The organism is Salinispirillum marinum (genome assembly GCF_042650105.1).
Classification (GTDB): Bacteria; Pseudomonadota; Gammaproteobacteria; order Pseudomonadales; family Natronospirillaceae; genus Salinispirillum; species Salinispirillum marinum.
Genome location: NZ_JBHSAL010000002.1, coordinates 238,545 through 260,103, shown reverse-complemented (window position 1 = coordinate 260,103; position 21,559 = coordinate 238,545). Strand labels below are relative to the sequence as shown.

Genomic DNA, 21,559 nt, shown 5'->3' with positions numbered 1-21,559 from the left:
ATTCAGCACATCGCAACACTATAATGACTGCGCGCCTGCACTTCAATGAGGCTTGTGTGCGATAAAATGCTGGTAGCGCGCAAACGCTCGATAGTCGTCGCGCAAACCTAAAACCCATTCCCATTCAATCTGATCCTCCAGCTTGGGATTATCCTTAAACATTGGCCACATGAAATCGGTAAAGCAACGCACCCCATAGCGTTCGTCAACTTGCATACCTGCGCGCGATAATGCGCTCTCAATGGTCGCAGCATCGAGCGGTGAAATGGGTGTCAATCCTTTGCCGTCGCCAGCCAAAGTGCCACGCGCAACCTTGTACAAGTTGCCTTTAATCAGGTTCTTAAAACGAATACTTTCTGCATTATAGAACAAAACCGATAAATGACCGCCTGGCTTTACCCGATCACACAACGCTCGTATGCCCTCTTCCGGGTCCACCATCCATTCCAGTACCGCGTGCCCCAGCACCAAATCAAACTCGCCCGTCAAGGTTTGCAGTGGTCCTTGTACCCATGCCGACACCCTACCCTCTTTAGGGGCCGATGAGGCCAACAGGTGCTGTGCCTCAGTCAGCATTTCAGCCGACAAATCGTTATAGGTCACCGCATGCCCGGCGTGCGCAAAGGCGTGCGTCATTTGCCCCAATCCACCGGCGGCGTCCAACACGGTCAGCGCTGGTCGAACCGACAAATACGGTGCCAAGGCGCGCAACACCAGCGCCATGCGCACTTCGCCTTTACGCGATTGGTAAATGTTTTTTTTGAAGCGAGCAAGAAGATGCGAAAAGCTGATGTCCTGACCGGTCACAATATTAGCGCCTCAAACCACATATTCTGGGTATAAGGCGCTATTAGGACACAGTCACGGGTGAGGGGCAATCAGTCGAGCTTGCGGATGGTCAGTATCAGTTTCCCGACGCGAAAACCGAATTTGCGCATCACCGTTTCATTGATCAAGGTTTGGTCACTGACTTGATACAGCCAATCGTCCATATCCAACACAACATTGCGGCCGCTGCTCAGTGGAACGGATAAACGATAACGCATCTGTATGGCGTTCCCCGCATGCACTAGCCGCGATTCACCCACCACATCGCCTGCCGTTCCCGTCCAGGTATTGGGGCCGGTTCGGGTAAACTCCCAATAGCGCTCGGATTCCTCGCCGTCCGAGAACAGAAAAACCTCATCCAACACACCACGCTCTTCATCCCAGTAGGCATCGATGGTTGCGACAAAATGGCGGGTCACTTCTCCGGAACGGTTCTGTACCAGCCCTTCGGCCACTAATTCACCGTTAAAAAAAGCAATGGGATCAAACGTTGGTTGCACGTCGGCGTAGTCCTGCACTTTTACGCCAGCACACCCGACCAAAAACAACACCCCACTCAATAAAGACAACACCCAAACACGACGACGATTCATGGCTCAACCTTGCAAAAAGTAACTGTGTATCAGATACGTGCTGCACCGTAAAATGGGTCAATGCCGTGGTCGCCAACGCGTTTGACCGGTATGATGCAGCCCTTGCCCTTAGGAGAAACCTTTGTGTCCACCCTCCCTGAATATCTGTGTCCTGTTTGCCAGTTTCCTCTACTACCGCCTTCCGTAAGCGAACAGCGTCAGTGGTCATGCCATAACCGCCACGGGTTCGATGCGTCCAAGCAAGGTTATTTGAATCTTCTATTGCCACAGCAAAAGCGCAGCCGGGCACCGGGAGATACCCCGGACATGGTAAAAGCACGAACCGATTTTTTAGATACCGGGCGATACCAGCCCCTTGCTAATGCACTAAGCCAAGCCGTAGCCCCCGTCAGTGGCGCGACTCAGGTGCTGTTGGATATAGGCTGTGGTGAGGGCTACTACACCACACAATTGGCGCAACTGGACTGGCGTCAGATTTATGGCCTGGATATTTCCAAGCCCGCCATTGTCGCGGCGACGCGGCGTACATCTGCCATACATTGGTCGGTGGCCAGCATGCGGGCCATCCCGTTGGCGGCACAGAGTGTTGATGCCATCACCTGTGTTTTTGCCTACTACCACGCCGAAGAAGTGCTGCGTGTACTGAAACCCGACGGTCGATTGGTGCTCGTGGTGGCGGGCCCGGATCACCTATTGGAACTGCGCCAGGCCATTTATCCTGAACTGCGTCCACAAGAAGCGGACAAGGCATTAAACGCGGCCCTACCGTATTTCGATTATCTGGACGAGCAGCGCCTCGATTTCTACCTGACGGATTTACACGGTGATGCGCTGTGGAATTTATTGCAAATGACGCCCCACTTCTGGCGCGCGTCACCGGCCGTCCAAACGGCGCTGCGCGCGCAAGGGTTTGCCCGTTTACGTGTTCAGGTTCAAATCCTGACTCTCCAACCTAAGCCGGTGCAGTCTTGAGATTGATTGGTCATCTTTTAAGAGCCGCACGCCACGAGCTATGCTAACCCGTAACGACATTAAAGAGCCCGCACCATGCCTGACCTGTTGGTTTCATTACAGAATGTGCCGCAACCCACCCAATTAGCGGACAACATCCACATCGAACTTGCCAAGCCATGGGACCGACACACACTGTTGCGCTGGGTAGAACAGGAATTTTCGCCAGGATGGGCCAGCGAGGTGGCCTGTGGCTTGGGTCAACATCCTTGCAAGGTCTTGATTGCACGCCAAGACACCACACTCCTGGGGTTCGCCTGCTACGATGTTACCTTTCCGGCTTTCTTTGGCCCGACCGGTGTGTCCGAAAATGCGCGCGGAAAAGGTATCGGGAAAGCCTTGTTACTGGAAGCTATGCAACGATTGCATTATCAAGGCTACGTTTATGCCTTCATCGGTGACGCCGGGCCAATCGATTTTTACCAGCACATTTTGGGTGCAGTAGCGGTACCGGAGTCTTTGTCGGGCGGATACACGCCTGTATTGACGCCCTAAGCTAAAGTTTGCAAGGTTTTAAACCCAAACAGAATGCGCATACCGGCGGTAATGAAGCACAAGGCCGCAAAACCCCCGGCCAGCCATGGAAATGCTGCAGGCCAGACACAACAGGCCACAAAAAACGCAATGGTTTCAGTGCCCTCCGCCAACCCGGCCATGTAATGTAAACCTTTATTCGGGTATTTGGGATTCGAGATTGAACGGCGCTCTGCCATGATGGCAAAGGCAAGAAAGCTGATGCCCGTACCCACGAACGACAGCATTAACAGCAGTGCCCAATGGGTAAACGCCGGGTCTGCCAATGCAAAGCCGAACACCACAGCCTGATAAAAAATAAAGTCGAGGGTGATATCCAGAAAGGCGCCCGCATCACTGGGCCCTTGCAAGCGGGCCAATTCACCGTCGATGCCGTCCCCGAGCCGGTTCAGCAAAATAAGCCCCAAGGCCAAGCCATAGGCATTCAACAGCAAGGCAGGCACCGCCAACAACCCGATTACAAAACCGACCACGGTGACCTGATTGGCGGATACACCGTGCGCCGCTAAAACACGCGCACTGGCCTGCAGCGGTCGTTTTAGTAAGGGTAAGGTATAGCGATCTAGCATGCTGTCTGCACTCCTGTCAGCAAATCGTACCGATGCCCGGAAGGACAATCGGCCGCATCGTGGGTGACCAATATGACCGGCACTTGGCGCTGCCGTAACTCGGTAAACACCCAGTCCCGAAACTGTCCACGCAACGTCACATCCAAGCGACTGAAAGGTTCATCAAGCAGTACGGCTTTGGGTTCCGCCAGTAAGCACCGCAAAACGCTGACGCGCGCCCGCTGACCACCCGATAAGGTCGCTATATCACGCGACTCAAACCCAACCAGGTCAGCCTCCGCCAGGGCGTTACGAATACGTTCCTGCTGGGCCGCTCGGGACAACCCGGCAGGCAAGGCGAAACAAAGGTTTTCCGACACATTGAGGTGGGGAAACAACAAATCGTCCTGGTACAACAAGCCAATCTTGCGCTGCTCCATGGGCAGCACATCCACGCGTTGGTCGTGGCACAACACAGCCCCGGAAAACGCAAATACCGGTGCCATATCGCCCACAATGGCAGACAACAGCGTGGACTTCCCGCAACCGCTAGGACCCATCACCGACAACACCTCGCCCGCATGCACTTGTACATTCACTGGCGGAAACAGCCTGTTTCCGGCACGCCGTATTTCTACATCATTCAATTGCAACATAGACTGCTCTCATTATCCCTATATTTGCATCGACCGGCGGTGCCGAAAACGCCACGCCGGAATCAGTAGAGCCAAAGAATAGATCACCAAGGGCACCAGCCACTGCACCAAAGCATAGACGGCAACGATACGCCGGTCACCGCCACTGGCGATGTTCACGGTTTCCGTGGTTAAGGTAGAAAAACGCCCGGCACCGACATACAACGTCGGAAGATATTGCGCCAGACTGACGGCAAACCCAAGCGCCAACACATAACACAAGGGCCGCAGCAACATGGGCCATTTAATGCGCCATAACGCCCGCCACTCTGAGCCCGACAACACGGCAGCTTGGCGTAAATACCGATCATCAAAACTGCGATAAGGTCCCGCAAGGCTTAAAAACACATAGGGCACCACGAACATTAAATGTGACCATAAGAGGGTTAACCAGCGACCATCCAATGACGTGCGCACGAGAAATACCTGAATACCAAACAAGAAGGCAATTTGCGGCACAATTAATGGAATGTAGATCAACCAAAGAGTACGTGGATCATGAAAATTCGGTCGGATGCGCCTTAAGGTAACTTCATGTTCCAGACAACCCACCACCAACACTAAGCCAATCAGGGCGGCGGCCATGCCCGTGATCACCGTTAACCAAAACGGATCCATCAATTGCTGCCACCCGCGAAGCCAGAAGCGCGCGCTGTAAGCACTGGGCAAGGCATCGGGAAAGCTCCAGCGAAAGGCAACGCTCCAAACAATGAGTACCAGAAAGGCGCCTATGGCCGAGGCCACAAGCACGACATTGGTACCTAAGGCCAGACTGCGCAAGCCACCCAATGACATACGCCGACGCCCGCTGCGCAGCCCGAACCGCAAGCCTCTCAGCACCAGCCGTTCACAAAGCCACCAAATGACCAGACACCCCAAAGTCAGGGCAAACAACAACGTAGCCCCGGCACTGCCCGGAAAACGTAACACAATGTTGGCATCCAGAAACCAGCGATGTACCAACACCGCTAAGGTCGGTGGTGCGTTGGGACCCAGAATCATGGCCATGTCGACCACCGAAATACCATACGCCAACACCGCAAACATGGGTAAACGTAATAACGGGAGCAGTTGCGGAATCAACACGCGCCACCAAATCACCGGCTCTTGGTATCCGAGACTGCGTCCCGTACGCAAGGTTTTGTCTACCTGTAGCTGATTCAGGGCAGCCAGTGCCATAAACAACAAGAATGGCATTTCTTTCAGCGTGAGCACCACCAACAGACTCAACCCCATAGGGTCATTCACGGTTACCCAAAGTGGAGGCAGATCAAAGCCGGTAAATATTGGGCTGATGAGTTTCAGTAGCCAGCCACTGGGGGCCAGTAAGGCCAGCATGCCAATAGCAAAGGCCGCATGAGGTACGGCCAACAGTAAGGACAGCCAACGCCGTAGCAGCTTGAGGCTGCGTGAACGCCAAGTCACACTCAACACGCATAGCGCAAGCACTAGGGCGAGCAGACTGGAGCCGCCCGCCGTCAGTAACGTTAAGCCTATGGCCTTAGGGACACTGGGATGACTGAACAAGTAAGCCCAATGCGCCAAGGTCACCTGGTCGCCCCCCAAAACGGGTAATATCCCCCAAGCAGGTAACCAGGTTCCAATCAAACCAATCAAGACCGGGAGCACAAAGATGGCGCCCGTCAACCACGGAAAAACGGCTAACCAACGACGCAAGGTCGAGCGTTCAGTCCCTATCATCGTGCGTAGCGGTTTTGCCACTCCTGTTCTAGAAAGCTCACCCAGCTCGCATGAGGCTCCGGCAACACCGCGGCAAGTTCCTCGCTGGTTAGTGTGGCCGGACCAACCTCAATGTCGGCAAACCAGCGCTGCTGCTCCATGGTCATTTTTTCCAGGCTCAATACCGTCGGGTCACCCCAAATGGCTGGGTCTGCTTTGCGTGCTTGTGCTTCAGGTGACAGCAAGAAATTCGCGACCACCATCGCAGCCTCCGAGGCACGAGCATTGAATGGGATAGCAACAAAGTGCGTATTACCGATGGTACCGCCGCTATGTACATAAGTTCGCACGGTCGGTGGTAATTCGCCTAAAGCAATGGCATTGGCTGCATCATTGGGGTTGAACGACAATGAAATTAACACAGCACCATCGTTCAACAGTTGTTTCATTTCAGGTGCATCACCAGGAAACGTGCGGCCATTCTGCCAAGCCACGGCATGCAGATCATCAAGGAAATCCCACAAGGGCTGCGTTACCATGGCCACATCGACGCCATCGGTTGACCGTGCTAACACGCTCGGGTCGGGCGTCAATTCATACAAAGCTTGTTTTAAAAATGTCGTGCCAAAAAAGCTCGGTGGCGCCGGATAGGTCACTCGGCCGGGGTTGCTTTGAGCAAAGGTCAGCATCTCCGTCATCGAACGCGGCGGTTGACTAACTCGACGCGAGTCATACATAAAAACCAACTGCGCCATGCCCCAAGGAGCCTCCATATGGTCAACCGGGGTCGAGAAGTCCATCAGCACCGTGGGTTTGTTTTCTTCATCCACGTAACGATAGTTCGGCAGTTGTTGTGTCCAAGGTTCACGCAACAGGCCCTGCTCTTTCATTGCGGCGAAGTTTTCACCATTAATCCATACCAAGTCGACCGTACCATTGTTGGTTCTACCGGCCGCTTTTTCCGCCAGTACGCGGCTCACCACATCGCCCGCATCGGCTTTTACATGCTCCAAACGAATGCCATACCGCTGGCGCACTTCATCGGCTGCCCACAGGATATAGTCGTTAATGGCTTCACTACCGCCCCATGCATTGAAATACACTTCCTGACCGCGGGCGCGTTCCAGTGTTTCATCCCAACTCACTTGAGCGTTCGCCAATCCGGCCATCCAAGCACTCAGTAACACTCCCAATATGACCTTTCTCTTCATTATTATCTCCCAGTGGCATTGTGCGTCATCGACGCTCCATGTTGATCAGACCGCTCTTACGATCAATAGTTCCCAAACGTATTAAGGTTGCGCATAGGGTTTGCGCGCCAGCATTTTACCTTGGTAATAAGTATCCAGCCCCGCCACACTGACAATGCCATAGTCGTCCAGGGCAATCCAACCGTCTTCCTGCATCGCGTGTTCCGGTAGCCACAATTCATCCACCCGGCCCACCACCAACACCGTACCGTTAATGTCCAACGTATGTTCCTCCGCGAACGATAAACCAATGCGAATCGGACTTTCTTTCACATAGGGCGCGATACAAAGATCGCTGTATTCTGGCGTTAGCCCGGTTGCAGCGAACTCGGACGTTTCAGACGGGTACTTCGCACTGGTTTGATGCGCCGCATCCACCATGTCCACCGTGAATAAATTGAGGGTAAAGCTGCCGGTTTCTTTTATATTGTCGTAGGTATCTCGCTGTACTGTCAGGGGGCGAAACAACACGGCCATCGCCGCGGGGTCGGCTCCCACATGCATGACCGAATTAAACACGGCCAGGTTTTCAGTTCCGGCCGCCGAGCGACTGCCCACCAAGTGCACGCCCTTGATGCCACTCATGGCATTAATCAATTGCGCCCGGTAACGGGAACGCATGGCGGAGATATCTTGTAAAGAATGACGAATCATGGCGGTCATAGCGTCGAGCGATCCTTTAGACTGTAGTGGTGCAGTACAGTGTAACCTTGATATTGGATTCCCAGAACCGCGAAAATTCCAAACGCTGTTTTACCGTACGAAGAATTTGTTACCAAAGAACACACCTTCAGGTTTCCATTGGTAACAGAAATGTGATGAAAAATGGCTGACCTCCTATAGAAAATCACATAAACCATTGTTTTACATGGCTTTTAATTTTCTGGCACAACACATGCAATCATTATGGCGTGTATCTGATGAAGATATCGCACGCTCTAAAACAAAAATAACAACCGAGCCTATAGACAGCGAAGCCGCCTAAAAATAACAACAAGGCTTTGTATATCGGACGACAATAAAAACAACAACGATCCTTCGATGAAAGCCGACCCAGTGTCGGCTTTGTTGTTTCTGGTGATTGAATTTTCCCTCCACTACTGGATTACTGGCATCTGCGCCTCGGAAATTGCTCTTAAGCTGTCTGACTTAAAGGTTGTGCAGGGCGTCGGGCGTTTGCCTAAAGGCGCGCCTTCCGGCCTGCTGTGAAGCGCCGTAGCCATACCCCGAAAGCCCGCATAAGCCACTTTCCATAAAAAAGCCTCCCGAAGGAGGCAAAACACGCAGACGTTGATGCACTTAGGCTGCGGGGTTTTCAGCCCCGATAGCCGGTATGATGCTGCTACTGTGCGTTGTTGTGTGAAATGTCGACTTCGACATACGCATAGCTGATCTGATTTTCGAGCTTGTAGGCCCGCGTTTTCTGGGTCGCACGCAACTGCACTTGATATTGTGGATCGGATTCGTAAGAAGTCCCCGTCGCTTCAGCGGCTTCGGCATTGAACATCGCTCGGGTTAAATCGCGATAATCGGTTTGGTACAGCACATCGTCCGTGGATACATCTGAGTTCGCTGCGCCCACGTTTAAAGCGGTACGATCGGAGCTGAAGTAGATGTCATAGGTTTCTGTTGCGGGATACCATACAAGCTGATCGCCTTGATGCAGGTAGTGTGTGGTGACATGGCGCGTTTCAAACGGCGCGTCAGCAACGGTTTGCGCGGTAGCGTAGTCCACCACAAACACGCCTGACTGACCGGAAACCGTCATTACGACCCGACGTTCTTCTGCGGTATTTTCTTCATGGCGTACATTCAAGGCGGTCGTTTCATCCACGCCAAAACCTAGCCGAACATCCGCATGATCCAACAAGCGAATCAGCCGCGTTTCGCGCGCCCGTTCGGAAAAGTGTGTATCGGTAACGCCCCAAGAGAAAACGCCCATACCACCGGTTAACTCAGTGGAATCTGCATTGTAGCCGTTTTTGAGAATGGCATGCGGGGAGCCCGCGGTTATCATTGGGTTCACATTGGCGGTGCTCAGTAACCGGCCTCCACCTTGCACGGCAGCCCCGGCTGACGTTCCTCCAATGACCAAGTCACCTGCCGCATGACGGTCCAAAATTTGCGCGAGTTCCGCACTGTTTTGCCGAACTGTCCCATCAAAAGTGACGAGTGCTTCAAAGGTACGCACTTGATCGCCGCCGTTGATGTAGATCCCGTCCGCTTCCGCAATCATAGCCGACAAGCCATCTTCACATGCATCAAGGTGCGCGGCAAAATAATCCGGGTATAGAATATCCAAGTGTGCCGCCGATGCATAAGCACTGTGATAAGCGCTCAGCCAACTGCAGTTGTCCTCATCTCGCGCATCGCGGTAGGCGCGATCTAAGGGCAGCCAAGCGGCGTTTGCACCGGCATCTTTAAACATGCCTACATAGTAGTCGGCTGCTTCATAACTGTTGGCAGCCGACGATGTCATGACCAGGATTCTGGGCTGCTCCGCGTCCGTCAAACCACCCGCTGCGCGTGCTTGCGCCACAAAGTCGTTTAACAAGGTTACTGCATGTCCATTGGTGGTGTCGTCCAAGCTGACGTACTCAACGGGCCGGGTAAAGTCGACCAAGGGATCAATCAGTTCCTGCAAAAGACGGTAACGCAGACTGGCCGACAAGGAGTTCCACAATTGGCCCCCGTTTTCAAAGCCTTCGCGAAGTACAACCGCTTTGAAGGCTGGCCCGAACACCGCACGATTATTGCCCTCGCCCGTATTCTCATAACTGACCGACGACGTACCCGAACTGTCCAACATATGCTGCAAGATCAGCACCACTTGCTCTTGATGAGCGCTGCTGTCCCAGCCTGTTTGTGCCTCCAAAGCATCGATAACTGTTTGATTCAACAGAAAGCTTTGTGCATCCAACGTATCGATCAAGCGAAAGAAGTCACCATCGTTGTCGTCATTCACGAGGTAGGACAAGGCGGAATCATAGAGGTCTGCCCCATCCGCAATCAGCTCGCCTTCCAACGCCACGGCTCGAATAGCCGCCAACAATTCATCCTGTTTCCGCCCTGTAGCGGACACCAGTGCATCCAACACAGTGTTGATGGCCGTCTGGTCATCATCCAGTGTACCATCGGGTAAATTTGCTATGACGGCTTTTGCGGCAGTCACCTTTTCCAGTGTTACCGTATAATTCAAACGCTGATCGGCTTTTTTCAGACTCTCAAAGGTCGCGTATTGCGCAGAGGTACTGTCAAACCAGATGCTGTCGCCATCGACGCCACTGGGTAAATCGGTAACATCATCATTATCTACCGCAATGAACGCGGCACGGAAATCCTGCCAGTCGGCGTATTCATTACCAGCGGTTTCCGTTTCGAGGACACCTTTCAGGTGGTTAAGAATTAACTCGACGCCTGTTTTGAAGTCTGCGTCTTCGGCCCAAGCCGGATCCGCCACCAGCGCTGCGATTTTGGCATCCGACAACACCACAGGCTCGGTCGGGGCAACGGCCTGATTATTTCGCTCATCATCGGTCAGGTTTGCTGCAGCCCAGGCGGACCAGTCATTGCATGCGCTCTGGCCGGCGCTTGAACAAACGCCAGAGGCGCCGCCCACCAGCTGGTTTTGCGCAACGATTGTCCATGCGCCCTCGGTCGACACGGCACCGTGATAGGTTGCTGCATGGGTTGCCCGGCCCGTCGGCAACGTCGACGTTTCGGTTGTCGGGTCATTCTTAACGTCTTCTGGAAAACATCCGGCCAAAGCAAAACTTAGGGCACAGATGATCGCCCCACGTCGAACGTGCGTGATTTTTTTCATGATAGGGTTTTCCTGTCGTCCACGGCAGAACGCCCGCCAGTCAGAGTTGCGTTTCGTCAGCCGTGCAAAAATTCAAGATGAAAGTTTTGGGAAACAACAGATTTGGTGGCTACTCGTCGAACCACTCGCTGAGATAAAAGCAATTGAAGGAGAAGGCCAAGAAGCCTCGATGTCTGAACATAATGACCGCGTTTCTTGTTATTTTTTGTTGTCGTTGATGGAATACTCGTGGTTTCATTCGCTCACAATCAGCATTCCTGTACTACTATTAACAAAAGAGGCACAGAACCGGAAGGCTTAATGGGTCCTATGTCGCATTCATGAAAGAACGGGCAAAAATTGAAAATTACGATGCAGGATTACAACAATTGTTTGAGATGGGTCACTTGGGCCGCAAAACAGGCTTGATACTGTGCGTTGAATCTGCGAAAAAGTCCGTCGCTCGTACAGTGTTACGGTTATACTCAGCAGCAGCAATGTTAATAGGAGAGTTTTACCATGTCTGAGACCTACCGACTGGTCACCCGGAGTGACTTTGACGGGCTCGTGTGCGCCGCCCTGCTCAAAGAACTGAACATGATTCACGACATCCTGTTCGTGCACCCAAAAGACATGCAGGACGGCAAGGTGGCGGTCACCGAACGCGACATTACCACCAATCTGCCGTATGTTCCCGGTGTCCACATGGCGTTTGACCATCACTTCAGCGAAACCTTGCGCAATGAAAAGCACGATAATCATGTCATCGACCCGGATGCCCCGTCGGCGGCTCGGGTTGTCTATGATTATTTTGGCGGTAAAGAACGCTTCCCCAACATCACCGACGATCTGATGGATGCCGTGGACAAAGGCGATGCCGCACAATATTCGCGTGATGAAATTCTTTACCCCAGCGGTTGGGCGCTGCTCAATTTCTTAATGGATGCTAGAACTGGCCTGGGTCGGTTTCGAGAGTTCCGTATTTCGAACTATCAATTAATGATGAAACTCATTGATGAATGTCGGGTTAAGAGTATTGACGAAATACTGCAACTGCCCGATGTCGCTGAACGGGTTGCCCTGTATCGTGAGCATGAGCCTATGGCGGTTGAGCAGATCAGTCGCTGCGCACACAAACAAGGTAATTTGATTCTGCTCAACCTCCAGAAAGAAACGGACATTTGGGCGACCAATCGGTTTACCGTTTATGCCCTCTTCCCGGATTGCAATATTTCTATTCACCGCCTTTGGGGTTTACAGAAACAGAACACCGTGTTCGCTATTGGCAAATCCATCCTTGACCGCAGCAGCAAAACCAACGTTGGCGAACTGTGCTTGAAATACGGCGGTGGTGGTCATGAAGCAGCGGGCACTTGCCAAGTAGACAATGCACAAGCGGACGATGTCCAAGCCGAATTGATCGAGCAGATCCTTAAAGACGGCTAAGCGTAAACGCTACCAACATTTAACACTCACAACACGCCGCAACGTGGTCATCATGTGCGGCGTTTTTGTTGTTCAGGAATGACCATGCTCAGTTATCGCCACAGCTTTCATGCGGGCAACCATGCCGACGTTTTAAAACACAGCATCTTAATGTATGTATTGCAGTACATGAACCGTAAGGAAAAACCTTATGTCTACATCGATACACATGCGGGCGCGGGCGTGTACGATGTACTAGGCCAACAGGCACAGAAAACCGGTGAGTACTTGGACGGCATAGCCCGTCTCCTCAACCAAAAGCAGCCAACGACTGACTTCCTAAAGCCCTACACGGATTTGATTGCATCCTTCAATTCCGGCCAAAACCTGCATTACTACCCTGGCTCACCCGCCATTGCACAACGCCTATTGCGACCTTCAGATCGACTGATACTGACCGAACTTCATGGTGCCGATGCGGCCAATTTGCGCGACAGTTTGGGACGTGACCGACGGGTTTATATCAGTCAGGAAGATGGTCTGAAACACCTTAAGGCCATTTTGCCGCCACCAGAAAAGCGGGCAGTTGTGTTGATTGATCCCTCGTATGAGATAAAGACCGACTACGATTTGGTCATTCGAGCCATTCAACAAGCCGTGCAACGCTTTGCAACGGGCACCTACTTGCTTTGGTATCCGGTGATCAACCGCTCTGCCACCGAAAGTTTTATTGCCGAGCTGGTGAAGTGCCAAATACCGGATATGTGGCGCTTGGAACTGTGTGTCGAGGCAGACAACAACGATCGTGGTATGACAGGCAGTGGTATGATTCTCATCAACCCACCCTATTCACTGGCCGGTGACGCCACCGAGAGCATGGCGGTGTTGCACCAACGCTTGGCACAAGATATGGGACAGGGCGGCACGATTCTGCAACGCTTGACTGAAGAATGACCAATCTTTACGACGCCTTGAAGCGTCAATTCCAGCGCTTGCGTTACACTGTTAGAGGTTGAAATCGGAGTACCTCTATGCCCACACTGCGCCCAGCAATGACGTCTGAAAAAACCGGATTTGACGGGTTATCCGTTGCCCCGGACTCAGCACGCACGCGCAGTTTCTGCCTGATGCACTGGGCCACTCTTGGCCTGTTAAGTTTACTGGCCGGTTGCAACCCGGACCCAATGACCAGCGATTACGCGACGGATGAACTTCACCTGAACCTATTGGTCATGCGGCATAATGACCAACTGGTGGTACAAACGAGTTTAACACCGCATCAAGACCTTGGTAGCCGGGCACAACTGGCCGACAATGAAGCCTTGTTGGTGCGTATCAACGGCCAGGAATATCCCTTAGCGGCGCAGTGGAATGGCGTGTACTCCAATGAAATTCCTTATCAAGAAGGCACCTTGGAGCTGGACTTTGTGCGCCCAGCGCAAACATCTGCGCTCAATACATGGTTGCATCTCCCCGTCTCGCCGGAATTCTATAGCCCGGAATCTAATGAGATTTTTGAAACGCAAAGCGACCAGGTGATCCCATTGTCTTGGAGTGGGATTGCAACGGAAAACGGGCGCTATGAAGTGCGTTGCTCCAGCATGAAACAAGGCATTGCCGAGTCCTCCGGCGTGTTTCAAGCCATAAACCGCCAGGCCATAGAGTTGTCCATTGACGAACTCATGGCGCCCGTCATTCGTAGTCAAGAGCGCGCCTTTTGCCAGGTCATATTCACCTTGCGTGGTGTGTCAAACCAAGGTTTGATCGCACCTGAACTGTCCGGAGGTGATGTCCATTTTGAAAGTCACGTCAGCCGCACGATCATTGTGCGTCACAACGCACTATTTCGGGGCGAACAACAGGCCGTCCTGCACTGATACGCTGCATTTTGGTGCGATTACGCCATGGGACGCCCTAATAGTGACGCAACGATGGGGTGCCGTGAAAACGGGATGTGGCCGCTAAATTGCTAGAGTAAAGCCTATCTTTCGCAGTGGACGGTGTTGAGATCCCGTCATGAGGCCACCGATTCAACATGAATGAACTTGATTACACACAGATACTTCCGGGCTTCCAACCCATTATTGATGTTTCCCATGGCACTGTCGTAGGGCATGAAGTGCTGGCGCGCCAGCGTGCCGTGGATGGCACCCTCCAGAGTTTAGGGCACCTTTTTTACGCGCATAAAGGGCACTCGCAAACCCTGTTGCAACTCGATCGCCACATTCGGGAAATGGCGGTGCAAAAGCTGAAGGAACTGCCACATGGGTTCATTTCTCTGAACATCAGCCCCGATTGGATCAATCAATTAACCGCTTGGACAAATACTCCACTGCTGCAAATGCTGAAACGCGCAGAAGTCGACCCCAACCGCATCATCATCGAGATTACGGAACAGAAGGGCTCGGTTGAAACCATACGAAATGTGGTGAAACGCTATCGGGAGGAAGGCTATCGGGTAGCCATTGATGATTTTGGTGCCGGCAACTCGCACATGCATCGCATCATGGAACTGGAACCCGATATCCTGAAACTTGATATGAAACTGTTTAAGCAGGCCGCCAACAGCGGTAAACACTTTGATTTGGTGCACAGTGTCTCCGCATTAGCCGAAAAAACCGGTTGCCAGTTGGTGTGTGAAGGCGTGGAAACTATCCGGGAGTTTGAGTTTGGTTTGGAACTGGGCGCTTCTTGGATGCAAGGCTTTCTGTTCTCGGAAGCCCAAGCGGACTTCGTTGATGCACAACGCTTTCAAGATCAAATCAGTACGCTAAGACAACAATTTTTGAGCCGAAAAATCGCCGAACATCGGCAGCAATCGGCTCGAGACCTACTCATTGAACAGCAGCTACAGGCGCTCATTGCAACCTGTCAGCAGCGCGATGACTGGCAAAATATCGCGAACTTGACCGGTAGCGACATCATAAAATTCTATCTTTGCAGCGCCGATGGCACACAAATTTCGCCGAACTATGAAGTACACCCGGAAGGAATTCGGTCCAATCACAGCATGGTAGGGATGAACTGGTGCTGGCGGCCACATTTTTATCAATTGCTCGCCAACCGGGAATCATCCGATCAAACTCTGGTGAGGTCCGATTTCTACCGCGACATCAGTACCAAACAACTCTGTCGTTCGTATGTTACGCAACTTAACGAGCAACAATTTTTGTTTATTGATGTGATGGAGCCGGACGAATCATAGTCAAGAATTACGACACTCAGTCGATTACCTTCAGAGAGCGATTGAGTGTACAGTATGAGCATGGCCAAAATAGACAGTGGGTCCCGCATGCGCTTACCACCGGATTCGGCGCTTAAACCACAGCCCTACTCCGAACGCGAGCATGCGACCACAGCAGCGCAACAGCGCACACTGACCGACTGGTTTCAGTTGGCGCAACAACAGCGGCAGGGTCAGGCCGACCCGACGTTGGCGCGCGCTATTGAAACAGCTCTGCAAAGCCACCGCGAGCTGACCACAGCGCAAGGTCATCGACTGACCGTTACAGTACTTGGTCCATCATCATCCGGCGTCGCCGGGCAATACGAAGCTCGCGCCGGAGACCAAACGCTGCGCATACAGAGCGCCACGCCGTTGCAAGCCGGGCAAAATCTCTTGCTGACGACCTCCCCGTCCGGGCCAGCTTTAGTGGTACCCGCGTCTGACCAGCAAAGATCGGCGATGTTAACGATCGCTCGACAAGCACAACTGGCCCGACTACCCACGCTACAACCTCAAACCAGCGCAAAGAGCATTCAGGCACTGTTGAATGCCTTAACCCAGATAAACCAGGCCATACGGCCTGACCCGACGACTCAACAAAACCCATTAGGAAGCACAACACGACCGGACAACCCGCAGGCCACGCCAACACCCGGCACGACAAACCCGGAAGCCAGAGCACTAGGCACCAGCCAACCCATTTTAACGACGCTTTTGTCACGCTGGCTGAGCACCATGCCACAAGCGCCCGTGCAACCGCCGAACGCCGTCAACGGTCCAGCAACGGTGGCCACCGGAGCAGCAACAGCAACCGGACAGACTCCCGCTATGCCTGCGCCGGAATTCGTACAGACGTTGGTATCCAATCTGAAGTCATTAGCCACTCCTTCAACCGAGCCGCCCAGCACAAGCGCTAGCCAAAAGAGCGCCGGACAACATTGGATCAGCCAACTGGTGCAAACGGCCCAACAAGAATATGGGGCAGCCACAGCGCAAACGGTGCGAAAGGTATGGCAGCAGTGGCAGCAAAATACGTTAAATAATTTGGCCAGTACCCTACCAGAAACAGGCAAAAGCGCTATGCCTGCAGCGACTAGCCTTACCGCGACGTCGAGCGCACCTGTGTCCCGCGAAACGCTGGACACCCTGATGCAACAACTGCCGCTACTGGCGTCCGCCAAAACACGAGACCCCGAGCTGAAACCCCTGACGCCACCCAACGATTGGTGGCGCTTGGCGGCCGAGCAGTGGCTCGATTTGCGCACTCAGGTAGCGAGTGCTGCCAGCGCAAAACCGCTCAGTCTGGAAGAACAATTACGCCAGCAAGCACAACGTCTTTTGCATCAATCCGGTCCTACTTATTCTCCCGAACAGTTGAAACGCTCCTTTGCATTACGTCGGGAAAGCACACATTTGCCTAATTCCGAGCAACAACAACTAGCTCTCATTCGGCAAACACTGGAGCAGGTGAACCAACAACAAACCACCCGGCACTTATTGAGTCTGGGAGCAGATACGGCCGTAGAACAGCCGCGCATCCTGCACAGCATTCCCGTCTGGTCAGACCAACATCTGGTCTGGTTTGATATTGAACGACACCCTGAGCCGGAGGGGTCTGAACATAAAAAGAACAAACCATCGCGCTGGTGTTTGGATGTACATTTTCACCTGCCCCCCATGGCACCCATGTGTGCTCGTTTACTGTGGGAAGGTGAACATTGCAGTCTGCAATTCCTAACCGATGACAGCGCCACCTTGCGCATGCTGCATGACCACATCAACGGCTTTCAACAACGGTTGCAGCAGATGGGTTTACCCGTAGAAGAAGTGCTTTGCCGCCATGGTTTACCCAAACGACAACAGCGTGCAGAAACCACACCATCAACGGGTGGGCATAGAGTGGATATAAGAACATGAACGACGATACCGCCATAGCCCTGCAATACGACGGAGCTAAAGCACCGACGGTATTAGCCACCGGGCAAGCTGAACTGGCCGAAGAAATTATCGCTATCGCCCGCGAGCACCAAATTCCGATCTACGAAAACCCGGACCTGGTGGCGTTATTAAGTTCTTTGCAGATTGGGCAGGAGATACCACCTGAGCTGTATCAAGTGATTGCCGAAATTATTGCTTTTGCGTTTTATTTGCAAGGCCGGTTACCGCCCGGCTTTAGCCCGGAAAGCGTTTCAGAACATCGACCTATGTACGACACTCCGCCCCTCTAACCTGGCAGGTTATTGCCTATGCACGGTCAAGCGGTTTGGACCTTGGGTGTTTGACGCAGCAGCGTTACATCCAAGAAGTCGGCAATGGGGTCCTCATCGCAGTCCCCAATCACCAAGTCGGCGACCGCTTTCACTTCGGGCTTGGCGTTACCCATTGCTATGCCTAAACCCACCAGTTCCAATAGGCGGATGTCTGGAATTTCATCACCAAAGGCAACCGTTTCAGCCGGCGTAATGTTCAACCGCGCCAACACGCGTTCCACGGCGGTCGACTTTCCTACTGCCGTGGGAATAATATTGATCACTTTGAAGTCATCAGTGGGTACAAAGCGGAAATCAGAATAATTTTCCTGCCAAGCCATCAGTGCTTCTAATGAATGGCCTTGTCCATCCGCCGTAATCTTGCTCAACCAGCCGTAATCAATATCGTCCAATTGTTTCAGCATGGCAGGCGTAGCATTCTGTTTTTGCAACAGGGTTTCTGCACAATAATCACGATTCGTGGCAAAATTCTCACCCCAGCATTCGGCAGTGATCTGTACCGGTGGATCTGTTTCACGTAATGCGGCCACCAGATGCCGGGCTTCCAAACCTAAACAGGCCATTTGCCATTGATGATCACGCGTAAATTCGTGCACCACGGCACCGTTCAGGGTAATCAATGTGGTCAGTTCCAAGAGTTCAGCAGGCACGAGATTACGAACAATTCGAATGGGGCGGCTGGTGGCAATGATTAACGTAAAACCTTGTTGATAGGCTTCTATCAGACGCGACAAGGTTCGCTTTCCCACCTTACGCTCACGATTCAATAAGGTGAAATCGAGATCCAGCACAATTGCTTTAATGGTCACGATGAAAACTCCTGCTGTGCACTCACACCGCTTTAAATACCCTTTAACAGAATCGGGGCCTGCGGGGTGAAAGAATTATATTTGTGCGCGCGATGGTCGCACATTTGATGAATTTTCGCCACCTCATACCGTATTAGCTCGCAACTCATATAACCAAATGCAATATAAATTATTTTTTTAATATTTTATTTGCCATTAAAAGTACCCTACTCTACGGATCATGACGAATAACAGAGAACCACGATGAGTTGGACCGCCTATGCCACGATAGCCATTACGCTCAGCACCTTAATGGCTCTCATCTTTACCCGCGTCGCGCCGCATTGGGTGTTGCTGGCTGCCCTTGCCGTATTGAGTACATCCGGTATCGTATCGACCGACCAAGCGTTGAGTGGATTCAACAACCCGGGCATGATCACGGTAGCCGCCATGTTCATCATTGCTGCCGGAATGTATCATTCAGGCGCTATAGACAGCGTGGTGCGTCACGCCATGGGACGTCCCAAAACCACTCGAGCGGCATTACTGCGCATCTTCTTGCCGGTTGTTTCGCTGAGTGGTTTTTTGAACAATACGCCCGTTGTGGCGACCATGATCCCGGCACTTCGGGCATGGTCAAAACAGATCAACATTCCCACCTCCAAACTCATGTTGCCGCTCAGCTATGCAGCCATTCTCGGCGGCACGGTAACACTGATCGGCACCAGTACGAATCTGGTGGTTAATGGCCAATATCAGTTACTGACCGGCGCAGAGGGCTTCTCCATTTTTGCCATCACATGGCTGGGCCTGCCAGTTGCCGTGGTTGGCGGTCTCTTTATGTGGCTGCTGTTTCCCCGCTTACTGCCCAACCGTCAAGCCACACCGTTAATGGATGAGGTGCGTGAATTCACCGTAGAAGTGCAAATCGACCCTCAAGGCCCATTAGTCGGAAAAACGGTGGTTGCTGCCGGTTTACGACACCTACAGCAACTCTATCTGGTGGAAATTGAACGAGATGGCAACGTAGTCACCGCGGTGCCTTCGGAGGAGCGCTTACGAGGCAATGATACCTTGGTATTCGCAGGCGAAACCGAAGCCATTACCGAGTTACTGCGCATTCCAGGCATTCGCCCCAGCATGAACAGCGATGGCAGCGCTACCCTATCGAAGCAAAGAGAAGAACGTAGTTTGGTCGAAGCCGTGGTAGGCCACAGTTGCACCTGCTTAGGACAAACCATACGTGATTGCCGATTCCATGATCGCTACGGTGCCGTGGTGTTAGCCGTTGCTCGAAATGGCAAACGACTAAACGGTAACTTGGGGCAAATCAAACTGGCACCCGGAGATACGCTATTGCTGGAAGCACGCCCTGCGTTCGTCAGTCGACAGCGTTATCAACGTGACTTTCTGCTGATCAATGATCTTGAACAGCGATCCCCTAATCACAAGCAGGCAAAATGGGCATGGCTCATCCTGGCCTGTGTGGTCCTAGCAGCCAGCTTGGGCATCACCAGCATGTTAAATGCGGCGCTGCTCGGTGCTGGTGCCATGATCTTGGCTGGCTGTTGTTCCTTTGAACAAGGTCAGAAAAGCCTCGATTTATCCGTTTTGCTGACCATTGCGGCGTCATTTGCGCTGGGTAATGCCATCATGGAAACCGGACTGGCGAGCCAAATCGCCAGTTGGTCGGTGGCTGTGAGTGCTGGGCGGCCATGGCTATTGCTGGTCTTAACCTACTTGGTGGTGTCACTGCTCACGGAAACCATCACCAATAACGCTGCAGCAGTATTAATGCTGCCGATCATTTTGGCTGTCACCGGCGAAGCAGGTTTAAACCCCGAGCCTTTTGTTATGGCAATCATGATGGCCGCTTCCGCCAGCTTTGCGACACCACTTGGGTACCAAACCAACATGATGGTGTATGGCCCGGGCAATTACCGCTTTACCGACTTTCTGCGTTTAGGCCTGCCGATGAATGTGGTGATCGGCGCAACGGTCATCGGCTTGATTCTATGGCGGATGCCGTTGGTGGTTTAGATAGCCATCAGCCAAAACAAAAAACCCGATCATTATTGCTAATGATCGGGTTTTTATATTGGTGGAGCTAAGCGGGATCGAACCGCTGACCTCCTGCATGCCATGCAGGCGCTCTCCCAGCTGAGCTATAGCCCCGTAAACTTGGGATGGCGCGTATATTAGGGGCCATCCCGTGTGGTGTCAACAACTTTTTCTTGTTAATTCAAGAGGTTGCGACACCACGCATCTACCTTAGAGCTTCCAGCTTTGTACGGTGTCGAGGCCGTATTCGCTGATCCAGTTATCCAAGTCTTTCGGGTTGCGCTTGATCTTTTCCAAGGTTTCACCGGTGTGCGGGTTACGGTATGAACCCACTTCCAACTTAGGACCTGTCGCCTTGGCGGATGCTTTTTTCGGTGCATTGCCCTCGCGGCCAATGACGCGTGCAAAATAGCTTTTCAGATCATTGTAGGCGTCCGGGCGATGAGACAATTTGCTCATTGATTTAACCCACTCCACCAATTCATCGCCTTTCGACATATACAGTTCATCGCGGCTTACGCCATAATCGGCACTGACTTTTGCAATAGCCGCTTCAAAGGCATCAAAACCTTCTATTTTTTTAGCTTGCGCAGCACGCTCGGCCTCTAATGACTCGATGCGGGCTTTATAGTCTTCAATCTGCTTATCAATATCTTGTACAAACATTATTGCTCTCCCCTTGCACTCAAGGATTGGTAGTTATCACTTAATTCGGGACATGATGATGAAATTGGGTATTCAATCATGTAATAAAAACGACTATTCACGCTCAAATTCTCAGGAAAAAAATACATCGTTGTCCTGTGAGCTATTACTTCGTGGCAAAAGATACTGCATACAATTATCCG

Annotated in this window: 21 protein-coding genes and 1 tRNA gene; 11 read left to right on the top strand and 11 right to left on the bottom strand. The window is 52.4% G+C overall.

From position 1 onward, the window contains the following. Positions 1 to 42 precede the first annotated feature (42 nt). Both ACFOSD_RS08305 and ACFOSD_RS08300 read right to left on the bottom strand, forming a co-directional pair. The gene (locus ACFOSD_RS08305; RefSeq protein WP_380695415.1) at positions 43 to 807 is read right to left on the bottom strand and encodes a methyltransferase; all 765 of its coding nucleotides are present in this window, start codon (positions 805 to 807) and stop codon (positions 43 to 45) included. A gap of 71 nt (positions 808 to 878) precedes the next feature. Then, on the bottom strand, positions 879 to 1,421 hold the full coding sequence (locus ACFOSD_RS08300) for a DUF3833 domain-containing protein (RefSeq protein WP_380695413.1): 543 nt from the start codon (positions 1,419 to 1,421) through the stop codon (positions 879 to 881). A gap of 123 nt (positions 1,422 to 1,544) precedes the next feature. Between ACFOSD_RS08300 and ACFOSD_RS08295 the strand changes: the two genes are divergently transcribed. Together ACFOSD_RS08295 and ACFOSD_RS08290 are read left to right on the top strand one after the other, a co-directional pair. Beyond that, positions 1,545 to 2,393 carry a methyltransferase domain-containing protein gene (locus ACFOSD_RS08295; RefSeq protein ID WP_380695411.1) on the top strand — a complete coding sequence of 283 codons (849 nt, stop codon included), beginning with the start codon at positions 1,545 to 1,547 and terminating at the stop codon, positions 2,391 to 2,393. Between the two features lie 75 nt (positions 2,394 to 2,468). Continuing rightward, complete coding sequence (locus tag ACFOSD_RS08290; protein WP_380695409.1) at positions 2,469 to 2,927, top strand: GNAT family N-acetyltransferase; 459 nt, start codon at positions 2,469 to 2,471, stop codon at positions 2,925 to 2,927. Here the strand turns inward: ACFOSD_RS08290 and ACFOSD_RS08285 are convergent. The 5 genes from ACFOSD_RS08285 to ACFOSD_RS08265 all read right to left on the bottom strand — a co-directional run bounded on the left by ACFOSD_RS08285 (position 2,924) and on the right by ACFOSD_RS08265 (position 7,802). Next, positions 2,924 to 3,535 (bottom strand): CDP-alcohol phosphatidyltransferase family protein, encoded by a 612-nt coding sequence (locus ACFOSD_RS08285; protein WP_380695407.1) that lies wholly within the window; start codon positions 3,533 to 3,535, stop codon positions 2,924 to 2,926. The genes ACFOSD_RS08290 and ACFOSD_RS08285 overlap by 4 nt on opposite strands. Next, complete coding sequence (locus tag ACFOSD_RS08280) at positions 3,529 to 4,170, bottom strand: ATP-binding cassette domain-containing protein (protein ID WP_380695405.1); 642 nt, start codon at positions 4,168 to 4,170, stop codon at positions 3,529 to 3,531. Before ACFOSD_RS08280 ends, ACFOSD_RS08285 begins: the two co-directional genes overlap by 7 nt. Before the next feature lie 18 nt (positions 4,171 to 4,188). Next, positions 4,189 to 5,931 carry an ABC transporter permease gene (locus ACFOSD_RS08275; protein WP_380695403.1) on the bottom strand — a complete coding sequence of 581 codons (1,743 nt, stop codon included), beginning with the start codon at positions 5,929 to 5,931 and terminating at the stop codon, positions 4,189 to 4,191. Beyond that, complete coding sequence (locus tag ACFOSD_RS08270) at positions 5,907 to 7,100, bottom strand: ABC transporter substrate-binding protein (protein WP_380695401.1); 1,194 nt, start codon at positions 7,098 to 7,100, stop codon at positions 5,907 to 5,909. Before ACFOSD_RS08270 ends, ACFOSD_RS08275 begins: the two co-directional genes overlap by 25 nt. 81 nt (positions 7,101 to 7,181) lie before the next feature. Next, positions 7,182 to 7,802, bottom strand: a complete 621-nt coding sequence (locus ACFOSD_RS08265) for a flavin reductase family protein (RefSeq protein WP_380695399.1) — start codon at positions 7,800 to 7,802, stop codon at positions 7,182 to 7,184. A gap of 378 nt (positions 7,803 to 8,180) precedes the next feature. Here ACFOSD_RS08265 and ACFOSD_RS08260 point away from each other — a divergent pair, with 378 nt between their 5' ends. Then, positions 8,181 to 8,348 (top strand): hypothetical protein, encoded by a 168-nt coding sequence (locus ACFOSD_RS08260; protein ID WP_380695397.1) that lies wholly within the window; start codon positions 8,181 to 8,183, stop codon positions 8,346 to 8,348. Positions 8,349 to 8,481: 133 nt separating this feature from the next. Here the strand turns inward: ACFOSD_RS08260 and ACFOSD_RS08255 are convergent, their stop codons facing one another. Beyond that, positions 8,482 to 10,962 (bottom strand): cyanophycinase, encoded by a 2,481-nt coding sequence (locus ACFOSD_RS08255; RefSeq protein ID WP_380695395.1) that lies wholly within the window; start codon positions 10,960 to 10,962, stop codon positions 8,482 to 8,484. Here ACFOSD_RS08255 and ACFOSD_RS08250 point away from each other — a divergent pair. The 7 genes from ACFOSD_RS08250 (at position 10,961) to ACFOSD_RS08220 (ending at position 17,820) form a co-directional block, all read left to right on the top strand. After that, positions 10,961 to 11,263, top strand: a complete 303-nt coding sequence (locus ACFOSD_RS08250; protein ID WP_380695393.1) for a hypothetical protein — start codon at positions 10,961 to 10,963, stop codon at positions 11,261 to 11,263. The two genes, ACFOSD_RS08255 and ACFOSD_RS08250, sit on opposite strands and share 2 nt — an antisense overlap. A 197-nt stretch (positions 11,264 to 11,460) precedes the next feature. Further along, the gene (locus ACFOSD_RS08245) at positions 11,461 to 12,387 is read left to right on the top strand and encodes an exopolyphosphatase (protein WP_380695391.1); all 927 of its coding nucleotides are present in this window, start codon (positions 11,461 to 11,463) and stop codon (positions 12,385 to 12,387) included. A gap of 84 nt (positions 12,388 to 12,471) precedes the next feature. Next, the gene (locus ACFOSD_RS08240) at positions 12,472 to 13,320 is read left to right on the top strand and encodes a 23S rRNA (adenine(2030)-N(6))-methyltransferase RlmJ (RefSeq protein ID WP_380695389.1); all 849 of its coding nucleotides are present in this window, start codon (positions 12,472 to 12,474) and stop codon (positions 13,318 to 13,320) included. 77 nt (positions 13,321 to 13,397) lie between these two features. Then, a complete protein-coding gene (locus ACFOSD_RS08235; protein WP_380695387.1) occupies positions 13,398 to 14,243 on the top strand; it encodes a hypothetical protein in 846 nt (281 codons plus the stop codon). Between the two features lie 158 nt (positions 14,244 to 14,401). Beyond that, positions 14,402 to 15,571 (top strand): EAL domain-containing protein, encoded by a 1,170-nt coding sequence (locus ACFOSD_RS08230; RefSeq protein ID WP_380695385.1) that lies wholly within the window; start codon positions 14,402 to 14,404, stop codon positions 15,569 to 15,571. Positions 15,572 to 15,625: 54 nt separating this feature from the next. Then, complete coding sequence (locus ACFOSD_RS08225; protein WP_380695383.1) at positions 15,626 to 17,509, top strand: flagellar hook-length control protein FliK; 1,884 nt, start codon at positions 15,626 to 15,628, stop codon at positions 17,507 to 17,509. Then, complete coding sequence (locus ACFOSD_RS08220) at positions 17,506 to 17,820, top strand: EscU/YscU/HrcU family type III secretion system export apparatus switch protein (protein WP_380695381.1); 315 nt, start codon at positions 17,506 to 17,508, stop codon at positions 17,818 to 17,820. Before ACFOSD_RS08225 ends, ACFOSD_RS08220 begins: the two co-directional genes overlap by 4 nt. A 26-nt stretch (positions 17,821 to 17,846) precedes the next feature. Here the strand turns inward: ACFOSD_RS08220 and ACFOSD_RS08215 are convergent, their stop codons facing one another. Then, positions 17,847 to 18,671: an HAD-IIB family hydrolase gene (locus tag ACFOSD_RS08215; protein ID WP_380695379.1), complete on the bottom strand. Its 825-nt coding sequence runs from the start codon at positions 18,669 to 18,671 to the stop codon at positions 17,847 to 17,849. Positions 18,672 to 18,914: 243 nt separating this feature from the next. Between ACFOSD_RS08215 and ACFOSD_RS08210 the strand changes: the two genes are divergently transcribed. Then, entirely contained in the window at positions 18,915 to 20,690 is a 1,776-nt protein-coding gene (locus ACFOSD_RS08210; protein WP_380695377.1) for an SLC13 family permease, read from the top strand. A gap of 59 nt (positions 20,691 to 20,749) precedes the next feature. Here the strand turns inward: ACFOSD_RS08210 and ACFOSD_RS08205 are convergent. Beyond that, positions 20,750 to 20,825, bottom strand: a tRNA-Ala gene (locus tag ACFOSD_RS08205). Between the two features lie 96 nt (positions 20,826 to 20,921). Next, positions 20,922 to 21,377 (bottom strand): hypothetical protein, encoded by a 456-nt coding sequence (locus tag ACFOSD_RS08200; RefSeq protein WP_380695375.1) that lies wholly within the window; start codon positions 21,375 to 21,377, stop codon positions 20,922 to 20,924. Between the last annotated feature and the right edge of the window lie 182 nt (positions 21,378 to 21,559).